Annotated in this window: 10 protein-coding genes; 2 read left to right on the plus strand and 8 right to left on the minus strand. The window is 61.8% G+C overall.

Annotation, left to right across the window (positions count from 1 at the left end):
- Positions 1 to 120: 120 nt before the first annotated feature.
- From E4662_RS01075 to E4662_RS01100, 6 genes are all read right to left on the minus strand, one after another.
- A complete protein-coding gene (locus E4662_RS01075) occupies positions 121 to 1,062 on the minus strand; it encodes a formylglycine-generating enzyme family protein (protein WP_136439400.1) in 942 nt (313 codons plus the stop codon).
- A gap of 30 nt (positions 1,063 to 1,092) precedes the next feature.
- Entirely contained in the window at positions 1,093 to 2,223 is a 1,131-nt protein-coding gene (locus E4662_RS01080) for an alpha-hydroxy acid oxidase (protein WP_136439401.1), read from the minus strand.
- A gap of 25 nt (positions 2,224 to 2,248) precedes the next feature.
- A complete protein-coding gene (locus tag E4662_RS01085; protein WP_136439402.1) occupies positions 2,249 to 3,763 on the minus strand; it encodes a sulfatase-like hydrolase/transferase in 1,515 nt (504 codons plus the stop codon).
- Positions 3,760 to 5,358: a tripartite tricarboxylate transporter permease gene (locus E4662_RS01090; RefSeq protein WP_136439403.1), complete on the minus strand. Its 1,599-nt coding sequence runs from the start codon at positions 5,356 to 5,358 to the stop codon at positions 3,760 to 3,762. Before E4662_RS01090 ends, E4662_RS01085 begins: the two co-directional genes overlap by 4 nt.
- On the minus strand, positions 5,358 to 5,900 hold the full coding sequence (locus E4662_RS01095) for a hypothetical protein (protein ID WP_136439404.1): 543 nt from the start codon (positions 5,898 to 5,900) through the stop codon (positions 5,358 to 5,360). Before E4662_RS01095 ends, E4662_RS01090 begins: the two co-directional genes overlap by 1 nt.
- Positions 5,901 to 5,967: 67 nt before the next feature.
- Positions 5,968 to 6,915, minus strand: a complete 948-nt coding sequence (locus tag E4662_RS01100; protein WP_136439405.1) for a Bug family tripartite tricarboxylate transporter substrate binding protein — start codon at positions 6,913 to 6,915, stop codon at positions 5,968 to 5,970.
- 128 nt (positions 6,916 to 7,043) lie between these two features.
- Here E4662_RS01100 and E4662_RS01105 point away from each other — a divergent pair, with 128 nt between their 5' ends.
- Together E4662_RS01105 and E4662_RS01110 are read left to right on the plus strand one after the other, a co-directional pair.
- Positions 7,044 to 7,529, plus strand: coding sequence for a MarR family winged helix-turn-helix transcriptional regulator (locus E4662_RS01105; protein ID WP_136439406.1), 486 nt, complete (start codon positions 7,044 to 7,046; stop codon positions 7,527 to 7,529).
- A 3-nt stretch (positions 7,530 to 7,532) separates the two neighbouring features.
- On the plus strand, positions 7,533 to 8,981 hold the full coding sequence (locus E4662_RS01110) for a sulfatase family protein (protein ID WP_136439407.1): 1,449 nt from the start codon (positions 7,533 to 7,535) through the stop codon (positions 8,979 to 8,981).
- A gap of 78 nt (positions 8,982 to 9,059) precedes the next feature.
- Here E4662_RS01110 and E4662_RS01115 read toward each other — a convergent pair whose 3' ends face one another.
- Both E4662_RS01115 and E4662_RS01120 read right to left on the minus strand, forming a co-directional pair.
- Entirely contained in the window at positions 9,060 to 11,570 is a 2,511-nt protein-coding gene (locus E4662_RS01115; RefSeq protein WP_240705080.1) for an ATP-binding protein, read from the minus strand.
- Positions 11,571 to 11,735: 165 nt separating this feature from the next.
- A complete protein-coding gene (locus E4662_RS01120; protein ID WP_136439408.1) occupies positions 11,736 to 12,683 on the minus strand; it encodes an NAD(P)-dependent oxidoreductase in 948 nt (315 codons plus the stop codon).
- Positions 12,684 to 12,732: the final 49 nt, after the last annotated feature.

Here is a 12,732-nt window from a genome sequence, read left to right on the forward strand (position 1 = left end):
GTCACATGCATTGAATCCGTCTTGTTCCCTGACGGGAAAGCCCCCCATTCAGATCACGGTTCGAAGCAACATGTAAGGCGCGATCTGACCCGGACCACAGAGGCTCCCGCCACGGTGGCGTCAGGCGTCGTAGACCAGCCGAAACCCCTGGTGTGAGGTAGTGCTGTCAGCGGACGTGCCGGTTCGCGCGGCGATCCTGTAGCGATAGCAATAGCTTGCGTGACACAGGAACGAACCGCCCTTGGACAGCTTGAAGCCCGCCTTGCCCGCGTGAGCCTGTTTGACCGCTTTCTTGAGGGATTTCACCCGGAACGGCTGGGAGGTGTATTCCCAGACATTGCCCACCATGTTGTAAAGCCCATACCCGTTCGGCTCAAAAGAGCGCGCCGGGGCCGTCCCGTAATGCCCGTCCAGCAACAGGTTTTCATCCGGGAACCGGCCTTGCCAGATATTGCAGGGAAAGAAATCCGTGTCGTTTGGCTCCCGGTCTCCCCAGGGAAACCGCACATCCCCCAGACCGCCGCGCGCCGCGTGCTCCCATTCCGCCTCACTTGGCAAACGCCCGCCTGCCCACTTGGCAAAGGCCTGGGCGTCGTTCCAGCTCACGTGCACCGCCGGATGATCGGGATCACAGGCCGCCTCCGAGCCGGGACCAAGCGGCGCATGCCAGCATGCGCCCTCGATCACCCGCCACCACGGCACAGCCTCGACCGCGCGGGACGGCGGCGCGTCCATCGGCAACAGGTGCACAAAAACAAAGGTGTCGCCGAGCCGTTCCGCATCGGTGACATAGCCGGTCGCCTGCACAAACCGCCGAAAGCGCGCATTGGTGACAACCGTGGTGTCCATCTCGAAGGGCATCACGCGCTTTTCGCGCAGCGGCGCTTCGCCATCCACCGGCAATTCCGGCCGGTCCGTGCCGATCAGCCCGCGCCCGCCGGGGATCGCTACGCGTTCGGAGGTGTCCTGCTCGACCTCGCCCGTGACCTGCTCAGGTGCCGCCGGACCGCCATCAACCCGGCTCGGCGCGCAGCAGGCGCTCTTGCCGTCTGTCCCGCTCATATCGACGCCGCGCCGAGGCGGTGAAAAAGGTCAGGAGAAATACACATCGCTGCGGGTGATGTCCTTGGTCGCGGTTCGCCCGGACAGGCCCAAAGTTGTCCGGTATTCCTTTTCCAGTACCTCAAGCAGCGTCGTGATGCCAGACTGCCCCATGGCCCCCAGCGCATAGACCATCGCGCGGCCCAGCAGCACGCCAGAGGCCCCCTGCGCGCGGGCGCGGAAGATATCCATGCCGGTGCGCACCCCGGAATCCAGCATCAGCTCCACCCGGTCGCCCACCGCATCCGCGATCTTCGGAAGCCACGAAATCGAACTCCCGGCCCCGTCCAGCTGCCGCCCGCCGTGGTTGGAGACGACAATGGTCTCGATCCCCATGTCGGCGGCGATCTTCGCGTCTTCGACATCCATGATCCCCTTCAGGATCACCGGCCCGCCCCATTCCTTGCGGATCCATTCGATGTCATCCCAATCCAGCGCCGGGTCCACCATTTCCGCGGCCCAGGTCAGCAGGCTGGCAAGATCGTCCACCCCTTTCGCATGCCCAACCACATTGCCAAAGCTCAGCTTCGGTCCCGTGGCAAACTCATAGGCCCAGCGGGGCTTGGTTGCGATGTTGATCAGGTTCTTCAGATTGGGCCGGATCGACAGCTTGTTCTTCACATCCTTGTGGCGCTGCCCAAGCATCGACAAGTCCATCGTGACCACAAGCTGTGAACAGCCCGCAGCCTTCGCCCGGTGGATCATGTTGCGCACAAAATCGCGGTCCTTCACCACGTAAAGCTGGAACCAGAAAGGGGCCCTGATCGCCTCGGCCACCTCTTCGACGGAGGCGATCGACATGGTGGACTGGATGAACGGCACGCCGTAAGCCTGCGCCGCCCGGGCCACCTTGATCTCTCCGCCGATGTTCTGAATGCCCAGCATCCCGACTGGTGCAAACGCCACCGGCAGCTTGCCACGCTCCCCGGCCATTTCGGCGCTGGTATCGATCTCGGAAATGTCGACGCCAACCCGTTGCCGGATCAGCAGGCGCTCGAAATCGCTCTCGTTCCGGCGAAAGGTGCTTTCGGTATAAGATCCGCTTTCGGCATAGTCATAGAACATCTTCGGCACACGGCGCCGGTACAGCGCGCGAAAGTCGTCGACACAGGTGATTGTCATTGTCAGCCCCTCAATCCGCCCGATGTCACGCCATACCCACAGGCACGCGGTTCGGCTGAATGTCATCCGGGCGCGCCATGAGAATTTCGGTCAGATCGGCCTGCAACTGCGCATGATCGGGGTTGTCGAAGAGGTTCACCAACTCGTTCGGATCGCTTTCGAGATCGTACATCTCCCCGGCCCCGGACTTCAGATCCACGGTCAGCTTGGCCGTTTTGGACCGCACCGTGCGCAACGACAGGCCCACGCCCACGCGCCCCGGCAAAAGCTCCCATTCCGACAAGGCCCCATCGCGGGTGCCGTCCCCGGATATCACGTCCCGCATGGAGCGCCCGTGGATCTCCATCAGGCTGTCCGCCCCGGCCCAATCCATGAAGGTCGCCCCAAGATCCAGCGTCGAGAGCGGCTCGTGGCTGACCTTGCCCACGGGCACATCCGGCCCTTTGACAATCGCCCGGACATTGAGCAGCCCTTCGAAAGGCATTGGCCCTTTCAGAACCAGCCCGTGATCGCCCAGCCAGTCGCCATGATCGGCGGTATAGACAATGTAGGTGTTGTCCGCGAGACCCTGCGCTTCAAGCTCCGCGATGATCCGGCCCACGCTGTGATCAATCAGCGCAAGCTGGCCGTAGGTGTTGGCGATGACTTCACGCAGATGCTCGTCCGGCACCTCCGGGTAGCGCGAATAACTGGTGCGCACCTCCGCTCCTTTGCCTTCGATCTTGGTCTCGACCGCCGCCTGATGCCACCACGGCCGCCCTACGAAGTTGCGCTCCCGATGCTCGGGCAGATCAACCTCTTCGGGCCGGTGCAGCGAGGCCCAGGGCTCGGGGCAGTCAAACGGGTGATGCGGATCGGGGAAGGAAACCCAGAGACAGAACGGCTTGCCATGGTCCTGCTTGATGAAATCTATCGCCCGGTCTGCAATCCATGTCGAGTTGTGCCAGGCAACCGGCAGCTTCGAGGACCAGACCTGCGGCGCGCCCTTGTGATCGCGCGCGCTTTCCCACAGCAGCTTGTTTTTCCACTCGCCGCGCCCGTCGCTGTAGTACCACTCCTCATACGCCAACCCACCCGGCGGCTCTTCGGGCAGCCACCAGTTGTGCCCGATATGAACAAGTTCCGCGTGATCGAACCCCATGTAAGGGCCGCGCCAACCTTCGGGCACCTTGCGCGATCCGGGGATCGATTCCACCGTGTCGCTGTCTTCGAACACATGGTAGGTGGCGAAATGCGCCTTGCCGATCTTGCCGGTGTGATAGCCCGCGGCGGACAGTGAGGCGGCAAACCCCTTTTCACCCGTCTCCTTGTCCAGATCGATGCCATTGTCATGCACCCCATGGGTGCGCGGCAGCAGGCCAGTCAGGATCGAAGCCCGCGCCGGCTGGCAGACCACGCAGGGCGTGACAACCGTCTCAAGGCTTGTCCCTTCGCTGGCCAAAAGGTCCAGATGCGGCGTCTGCACGTTGCGGCCACGAAAGCCATAGCAATCGCCGCGCTGCTGGTCTGACGTGATGAACAGGATGTTGGGACGGGTCATGGGTTTGCTGCCTTTGGCTTGCGAAAGGAGAAATAGACGACGGCCACGGCCGCAAGGATGAAGATCGCCGCAATCGGGCTCTTCAGAAGGAAGAAAGGGTCGCCCCCGGTGGCCGAAAACGCCTGCCGCGCCGTGGCCTCAAGCCGTCCGCCAAGGACAAAGCCGATCACGAAGGGCAAGGGCGAGATACCAAAGCGCTTCATGAAATAGCCCAAGAGACCAAAGCCGAAGCCGAACCAGACCGCACTCATCGCCGTTTCCTGAACGTAGAGCGAGGTCAGCGTCAGCAGCAGGACAACAGGCAGCAGGTAGTGTTTCGGGATGCGCACCAGAACGCCGAGCCAGCGCATCATCGCCCCGCCCACCGTCCAGTTCAGCAGGTTGGCAATGATCATCGTGGTGAACAAACCAAAGGCAATCACCAGTTCCGGGTTCTGCTCGGTCGAGAATTTGAAGACCGCCGGACCGGGGTTGAGCCCACCGATGCTCTCCGCCGCAAGGATCAGGAAAACCGCCGCCGTATTGCCCGGAATGCCGAGCGACAGGACAGGGATCAGGTTTGCACCTGAGACCGAGGAGTTCGCCGCTTCCGTGGCCGCAATCCCTTCGGGCGCGCCCTGTCCAAACGCAGGGTCTTCCTTGGCTTTGTTGCGGTCATGCCTGCGTTTGCCCGTGGCATAGCCAATCGTCGCGGCCAGCGTTGATCCGATCCCCGGCAACGCACCGATGGAGGTGCCGATCAGGGCGGACCGGCCAATGTAAGGCAGGATGCGGCGGATGTCGGCCCAGTGCAGCCTCTGGTCCCCTTCATCGCGCGTCACCTCGATCCGCCCCGCCTTGCGCGACTGGTGCCACAGCCCTTCAAGCTCGAAGAAGATCGCCCCGATGACCAGAATGCCAATCACCGCGGCGGTGATCGGGATGCCATCCGACAGCGCGGGCGCGCCAAGGCTCAGCCTCGGATAAAAGTCCTCGCCCGTGCCGATATAGACGGCGAGCAGCCCAAGGCCACAGCTCAACAAACCCTTCGCCGCCGATCCGCCAACCACGGCCGCAATGAAGCTGAGCGACAGGATCAGCAGCGCCGTCTTCTCCGGCAGGTCAAGGTAGGCTTCGACCAGAATAGCGAGAAACGGCGCGCAGAGGATCAGAACGATGTCCGAAAACGTGTCCCCCGAAACGGACGAGAAATGCGAGATCCGCAGCGCCTTGCGGGCCTTGCCTGCCCGCGCCATCGGATAGCCGTCCAGCGTCGTCATATAGGCATCCGGCGTGCCGGGCGTGTTGAACAGGATCGCGGGTACCGCGCCGCCCACGGTGGAGCCTTTCATCACCCCGATCAGGAACCCAAGCACCGGCAAAAGCGCGTCAGAGTTGAAGCCGAAGACAGAGATGAGAATGGGCAGGGAAATCGCCATGGCAATCACGCTGCCGAGCCCCGGGGTCGCGCCCACGACGATGCCAAGGATCAACCCGAACGTGACCATCACCACGGTCACCGAGATCGGCAAACCCAGCAGCGAGAAGGCCTCAGGTCCTTGAAATACCGCAAGAACTCCCAGCCAGATGTAATCAAGCGTGCCAAGATCGGTCATCACACGTCCCCGTTTGGCGGCAGGAGGATATCGTCGAACGGCACGTCATAGAGCAGGATGATCCCGGCCACCGCGACCAGCGCAATCCACAGCGCGCGCCAGCTTGGCCGCTCCTCGACAAAGGTGATCATCGTGAAGATCATGGTCACACCGCCGAGCACAAAACCGATGTACTTCCACGGCGCAGTGTCGCGCAGCAGCCGGTATTCCTCGCTGGCAAACAGCGCAGCAATCCCCGGTCCGGCCCAGCGCATCAACAAAAGGCTGACGATGCCGATCCCGGCCATGGCACCGATGAAAATCAGATTGTCGCGGCGGGGGTACTCATCGCTCTCGCCTTTCTCCAGCAACAGCAACAAGCCTGCGACCAGGACAAACCCCATGGCCAAAGTCGGCGCGAGGCTGTCGCCGATGATGTACTTCCCGCGCTTGCGTTCGACGAGCCAGGTGTCCGTGTCCAGAGGGATCCAGACGAAGGCCACGACCAGCGCCACGGCAATACATCCCAGACCCAGTGCCGTGTTGGCAGAGAGTTTGCGCATAACGATCTCACGAGGTTTGAAGGGGCGTGTCGGGCGGCACTCATGGCCGCCCGAAGCGATCGGACGGTTATTCCGATGCAGCCTGGATCAACGCGCCGGACGCGTCGAAATCGTTTTGTACGGCGGATTCAAGCTCTGCGCCGTGAAGCACCACCGGGCCGCCAAAGGCGCGTGTGATAAAGGCGTTGGCCTTGCCGCCTTCTGCGTTCACCACATCGGCAATCGCCGCTGCAATCGCGTCGCGCGCGCCGGCGTCCATGTTCGGCGGACCGGCAAACATGAAGGCGGTCTCGTTCACGTAAGAAACGCCGTAATCCGTCAGCAACGGCGCATCCGGCGAGTTGATCAGCGCGTCACTGCGCGCCGAAGCCAGTTCCACCATGTCTCCGGACGCCACAGCCTTGGCCTGAACACCAGCGCCAAACCCGATGTCCATGTCCCCGGCGTTGAGCCCGTTCATGACAGCCTTGCCGCCGCGCACCGAGATGATGTTGAAGTCGACACCGTTTTCCTTGCCAATGATATAGGCCAGATCGCCAAGCTGACCGGTCATCACGCCAAAGCGGATCTGCTCGCCGCCCTTGGCCGCTTCGATCACGTCACCCAGCGTTTTCCAGCCTTTGGACGCAAGCGAAACCACCGCCATCTGCGTGCCCGCCGTCGTGCTGATCGGGGTCACATCGGTCGGCTGCCCGGCTTTCGCCGACGCCATGTTGTAGCCCAGCGTTTCGGTGACGATCATCGCAATGGCGGTGCCATCCGTCGCCTCGCCCTTGAGCGCGTTGACCGCATTCAGGCCACCTTTGCCGGTCACCTGCTCGGGAATGATTTTCCAGCCGTGCCGGGCTTCCAGCTCTTCCGCGATCAGCCGGGCCTGCGTGTCGGCTCCTCCGCCCGCGGCAAAGGCGATCATCATCTTGATCGGCCCCGGCGGCGTCCAGTCCTGTGCAAAGGCGGCTGTGGAAATGCAGACCCCGGCCAGCGCTGCGGCCGCAAGTTTAAGCGTCTTCTTCATGCTTTCCTCCCTGAAGCAATCGACGTGTTGGGATCATTTCTCACCTCAAATGGTGGAAAAGTCAACGATCAAGTTGACTTTTCCACGAAACCGGTCGAATCTGACTTTCGGAGGGAGGACCCAAAGCCATGGCTAAATCAGAAAGTGCGATCGATCTCGGCTTGCATCTGCCATTTCAGATTGCGCAGTTGCATTCGGCCCTGAGCGCTCAGGCCAAGGTGATCATCGCCCAATACGGCGATCTGAACCTGGCGCAGTGGCGAATCGTCCGGGTTGTTGCGCTCGACATTGCGCACAGCTCAACCGCCGTGCGCACCGCCGCCGGTCTGGACAAAGGCCAGTTCAGCAAGATGCTCGCCGTGTTGGAGGCAAAAGGCTACGTGGTCGTCCACCCCTGCCCCGAGGACAAGAGACAGCACGTGCTCGAACTCACCGACAGGGCGCGCAGGGCGCATGACCGGCTCGGCCCGGTCCTTGATGCCCGGCAACAACACCTCGTCGCGACCCTCACAACCGAAGAACAAGAGGTCGTGCGCAAAGCCATCAAGGCCATCGCCGCCGCCGCGACCAAGACCGATTTCGACATCACCCCACCCGAACCGGAAGACACCTGACCGATGAAGAAACCCTCGAACCTCCTGGTCATCCTGTCTGACCAGCATCAGGCCCATGCCATGTCCTGCGCTGGACATGCGGTTGCCAAAACCCCGCATCTTGATGCTCTGGCCGCGCGCGGCACCCGCTTCACCAACGCTTATACGCCGTCACCGATCTGTGTTCCGGCGCGCGCAGCCTTCGCCACCGGGCAATACAGCCACCAGGTTCGCCTGTGGGACAACGCCATGCCCTATACCGGCACGCCGCGCGGTTGGGGCCATGCGCTTCAGGACAAGGGCGTTCGGGTCGAATCGATTGGCAAGCTACATTACCGGACCATCGAAGATGATGCCGGGTTCGATGTTCAGCACATCCCGATGCATGTCCACGACGGGGTCGGCATGGTCTGGGGCTCGATCCGCAAGGAAGACGAGCGCGTTTACCACAAGGAAGTGCGCATGATGGGCGACTACGTCGGCCCCGGCGACAGCAGCTACACCCGCTATGACAAGGCGGTGACCGATCGCACCTGCGATTGGCTGTCGGACGCCGCCGGGGATCAGGAGCCGTGGTGCCTCTATGTCGGACTCGTTGCCCCCCATCACCCTCTTGTCGCGCCGCAGGAGTTCTATGATCTCTACCCGCTAGACAGCCTGCCGCCGGACAAACTCTCGCCAAAAGACGGCTACGAACAGCATCCCTGGATCAAGAAACTGGCCTTTGCCATGGTCGGGGAAGACGGTTGGAAGGACGCGCACGAACGGCGTCAGGCCATCGCCGCCTACTATGGTTTAACCAGCTACATGGACCACAACGTCGGGCGGATCGTGGCTGCGCTCAAGGCCAGCGGCCAGTATGAGGACACCACCATCATCTACAGCAGCGACCATGGCGAAAACCTGGGCGTGCGCGGGCTTTGGGGCAAGATGAACATGTATGAGGAATCCGCCTCGATCCCCCTCATCGTCGCCCCGGCCCCAAACGCGGAGGTGCGACCGCGCGCGCAATGCGCCACAACGGCCAGCCTGCTGGATGTCTCGGAGACCATATTGGACCACTTTGACGCCGATCTGCCGGGGCAGAGGCCCGGTCAGTCCCTCTACGCGCTTGCCGCATCACAGGACAATCCCGAGCGCGCCGTGTTCAGCGAGTATCACGCGGTCGGCGCGGTGTCCGGCGCGTTCATGTTGCGCAAAGGGCGTTGGAAACTCATTGAATATGTTGGCTACGCGCCGGAACTTTTTGATCTGGAGGCAGACCCGGAAGAGACAACAAACCTTGCCGGGCACCCCGAACAGGCAGCGGTTCTGGCCGCGCTCCAAGGCGAGATGCGCAGGATTTGCGATCCCGAAACGGTCGATGCCATGGCTTTTGCCGATCAGGAAAAGATGATCGAAAACTACGGCGGCAAGAACATCGCCGCCACCCTCGGGGCCCCGTCGGCCACACCGCCGCCGAAGACGGATTGATCCAGTTGGCGCATCCCGCGCCCGAATGCCCGAGGTTTTCCGTCCTCGAACGAACCCTCCACCGCACGACCACGGCCCTCAGGATCCGGCTCGGCGGCGGGTCTTGCCCTGCTCTTCGCCGGGACGGTCCAGTGTGTTCGCAAAGTGAACCAGCGCCTCCAGAAGGTCGTGCTTCCTGATCGGCTTGGCCAGGAAATCGTCCATGCCTGCGTCGAGGCAGCGTTGACGATCCTTGTCAAAAGCATTGGCTGTCAGCGCAATGATATGGGGTTGCCTGATCGCCAGATCCCGGATCCGACGGGTCGCGGACAGCCCGTCGAGTTCGGGCATGGACATGTCCATCAAGACAACGTCCGGCTCATGCTGACACAGTGCAACCGCCTCAAGGCCGTTCGTGGCCTGAGACAAGATAACAGGTTGATTCCTCAAATATTTCTCTATCAAGACGCGATTTGTCTGATTGTCGTCCGCCAAAAGAATGCGCAGACCTTCAAGATGTGACAGATCCTCACCGGTTTGCGCCTTCACCGGTGTTGGCTCAGCTTCGGCAGCTGGCAGCACGACGCTTACGGTGAAACACGTGCCTTTCCCGACCTCCGAGGTCAGCGCGATGTCCCCGCCCATGCGTTTGGCGAGCAGACGCGAGATCGTCAGGCCCAGCCCCGTGCCGCCATAGGCGCGCGTCACTGCCGCATCCACCTGCGAAAAGCGCTCGAATATCGCCGATTGGCGCTCTGGCGGGATGCCGATCCCGCTGTCTTCAATCTCCACGATCAGCGTGTCGGGCTGCGTTGCACTGGCAAACGCGCGCAAGGCGACTTGCCCATCGGACGTGAACTTGACTGCGTTGCCAAGCAGGTTCACCAACACCTGACGCAGCCGCCCCCCATCGCCGTACACATATTGCGGCAACTGGTCGTCTATCTCTGTTATCAGCGCGATCTTTTTCTGGCTCGCCTTCACGCGAAAAATGCTGGTCGCCCCAAGAATGGTCGCGCGCAGGTCAAAAACTTCGCTGCACATGACCGGCTCCCCGGACTCAAGACGCGACAAGTCCAGGATGTCATTGATGATTTTCAGCAGCGCGAGCGAGGAGTCGCGGATCATGTCCACGTTCTGCTTTTCTTCCGCCGGCAAATCGCCCTCGTACAAAAGATCCGCCGCCCCGACGATGCCGTTCATGGGCGTGCGTATCTCGTGGCTCATGTTGGCCAAAAACTCCGATTTGGCCCGGTCCGCCCTTTCCGCGCGCGCCTTCGCCTCCTGCAACTCCGAATTACTCTCAAGCAGGTTCAGGTTGGCCTGCACCACCTCTTCGCGCAGTTGAACATCCGCCGTCACATCCCAGTTGATCCCGATCAGCCACTCCGTGTCTCCCTTCGTCACATTGCTGGCCAGGGCGCGGATGTGGCGGATGCTGCCGTCGCGCAGGATGATGCGGAAGTCCGTGGACAACTTGCCGCTGGTCTTGGCATCATCAGCGCATTCAATCGCCCGGGCACGATCCTCCGGATGCAGCGCGTCCTCCCAGACACCGGCCGGTTGGATCCCCGGACCGCTCTGCGTTTCATAAAGCGTGCACATCGACTGGTCCCAAAACGTCTCGCCGGTGGCGAGATTACTTTCCCACACGCCGATCCTCGATCCTTTCAGAGCGATCTCGAGGCGTTTTGCCATGGTGCGCAGTTCCTGCTCCCGGTGGCGCAACGTGGCAATGGCGCGGCTGCGTGCCGATGCAAGCAGCCCTGACAGAACCAGCGGGGTCAGGATCATCAACCCGGCCAGCACCAGCCCGCCCCGGAGCAGCCAGAAGTTTTCCGGCGTCGCAGGCCAGCCTCCCTTGGGACGAGCTCCCAGCATCCAGGACCCTTCGGGCAGCGTGATTTCAACCTGAACCGGATTGTCCTCAAGGATCGCTGCATCCCCGAAAAACAACTCTCCTTCCGCGCCTGTGGCGTCCTTGCCCACAAGCGCCACTTCGATACCAAGATCGTTCGATGTAACCCCGGCTTCGGCCAGGACCAGGTCCACATCGATCACGGCGCTCACGATGCCCCAGAACGACTTATCAGCGCCGCTGCCGGTGAAAACCGGCAACCTGTAGATAAAGCCCGATCCGCCCTGAAGCAGATTGACCGGCCCGGCCAGAACGACGCCGCCGCTGTCGCGCACCCGGTAGGCCGCCGCCCTTTGCGCCGCATTCTGATGGTAGTCCAGCCCCAACACAGCCCTGTTCTGTTCAACCGGATAGACCATGGACACGACAAGACCGGGCGCCGCCGCGACGTTCCGAAACCGCTCGCGGCCTTTCGTAATCTGGGACAAAAGTGTGCTGTAGCGCGCCTGCTGCATATCCGGCTCGGTCGACAGGACGGCGGCGATGCTTCGGAACAATTCGATGTCGGCGTTTACGGTGCCTTCGAGGTTCGAGCGCAGCAGGCTCGCCTCATTGCGCACCGCCGCCCGTTGGCTTTGCATCGAAATCGTCGCGTTTTGCTGGAGGATGAAACCCGATGCCAAAAACACCACCCCGAACGCCAATAGGATCGCCAGGATGATGGAAACGTTCTGTTTTTTCACCAACGCCATTGAAGCGTTATTTTGACTGGAATGCATCAAACAACCCGGCAGACCGCATGGAATCGCCGCAAATATCGCCCATCCCGGTTCAAAATCGGTAAAGATGCCGGATTAGTCTGAGCGGACGGACCGGGTGCAATCCACCCGGTCCAACTGCCCCACAGTGCAGAGAGTTCAGCCGCCTTTCGGGACCACTTCGTAGCCGGGCTCTTCGGGTTCATCGTCCTGCATTTCCGGCGGGAAGCCCGGTGCGCGAATGTCCAGCCCGGTCGCCTCCTCCAAACGCTTGATAATATTTGGAGAAAGCTCCCGCTCTCCAAAGCGCGCGATACCGTCATCGAAAATATCAACAAGCATCGGCGCGATCTCCAGCGGCACCGCGTGGCGATCCGCCACCTCCTGAAACAACCCCACGTCCTTCTTCACAAGATCCATGGTAAAGGAAATGTCACGCGAGCCGTTCAGGATCACCTGGCTCTCGGTTTCATGCACAAACGACGTGCCGGACGAAATCTTGATCGCTTCATAGGCGGTGTTCAAATCCATCCCCGCGGCCTTGGCGGTGACAAGGGCCTCGCAGCAGGTCACAAGATTGGCCGTGGCGAGGTAGTTGGTCACAACCTTCAGCACCGATGCGGAGCCGAGGTCCCCGGTGTGCAGAATGCGCCGTCCCATGGTTTTCAGAAGCGGCACGATCCGCTCGAAGGTTGCCCGGTCGCAGCCCGCATAGATCGAAATGTTGCCTGTCGCGGCGCGGTGACAGCCGCCTGAAACCGGGCAGTCCACTGCTGCCCCGCCCCGCTCCGCGACCTGCGCGCCAAGGCGTTTGACCTCGGCCTCGTCAGTCGTGGACATCTCCATCCAGATCTTGCCCGCCGTGACCTCCGGCAGCATCTCCTCCATCACTGCAGCAGAAGCGGCCGGTGACGGCAGACAGGTGATGACCGCGTCACATGTGCGCATCAGTTCTGCCGGGCCCGCGCCGTTTCGTGCGCCCTGTGCGACGAACTCTGCGACAAGATCCGCATCAAGATCATGAACTGTAAGATCAATTCCGTTTCGCAACAGGGAGCCCGACAGCTTGCCGCCGACGTTCCCGAGGCCGATGAACCCAACTTTCATATGCGTCTTCCTACTCCGTGATGGGACAGAAGGGGGATGCCCTCTCCTA

This window comes from Pacificoceanicola onchidii (genome assembly GCF_004804335.1).
Taxonomy (GTDB): Bacteria; Pseudomonadota; Alphaproteobacteria; order Rhodobacterales; family Rhodobacteraceae; genus Pacificoceanicola; species Pacificoceanicola onchidii.

What these genes read in the sequence shown, in the direction of transcription:
- E4662_RS01105 (WP_136439406.1), top strand. Translation starts at nt 7,044, where the DNA reads ATGGCTAAATCAGAAAGTGCGATCGATCTCGGCTTGCATCTGCCATTT.
- E4662_RS01110 (WP_136439407.1), top strand. Translation starts at nt 7,533, where the DNA reads ATGAAGAAACCCTCGAACCTCCTGGTCATCCTGTCTGACCAGCATCAG.
- E4662_RS01080 (WP_136439401.1), bottom strand. Translation starts at nt 2,223, where the DNA reads ATGACAATCACCTGTGTCGACGACTTTCGCGCGCTGTACCGGCGCCGT.
- E4662_RS01120 (WP_136439408.1), bottom strand. Translation starts at nt 12,683, where the DNA reads ATGAAAGTTGGGTTCATCGGCCTCGGGAACGTCGGCGGCAAGCTGTCG.
- E4662_RS01075 (WP_136439400.1), bottom strand. Translation starts at nt 1,062, where the DNA reads ATGAGCGGGACAGACGGCAAGAGCGCCTGCTGCGCGCCGAGCCGGGTT.
- E4662_RS01095 (WP_136439404.1), bottom strand. Translation starts at nt 5,900, where the DNA reads ATGCGCAAACTCTCTGCCAACACGGCACTGGGTCTGGGATGTATTGCC.
- E4662_RS01115 (WP_240705080.1), bottom strand. Translation starts at nt 11,570, where the DNA reads ATGGCGTTGGTGAAAAAACAGAACGTTTCCATCATCCTGGCGATCCTA.
- E4662_RS01100 (WP_136439405.1), bottom strand. Translation starts at nt 6,915, where the DNA reads ATGAAGAAGACGCTTAAACTTGCGGCCGCAGCGCTGGCCGGGGTCTGC.
- E4662_RS01090 (WP_136439403.1), bottom strand. Translation starts at nt 5,358, where the DNA reads ATGACCGATCTTGGCACGCTTGATTACATCTGGCTGGGAGTTCTTGCG.
- E4662_RS01085 (WP_136439402.1), bottom strand. Translation starts at nt 3,763, where the DNA reads ATGACCCGTCCCAACATCCTGTTCATCACGTCAGACCAGCAGCGCGGC.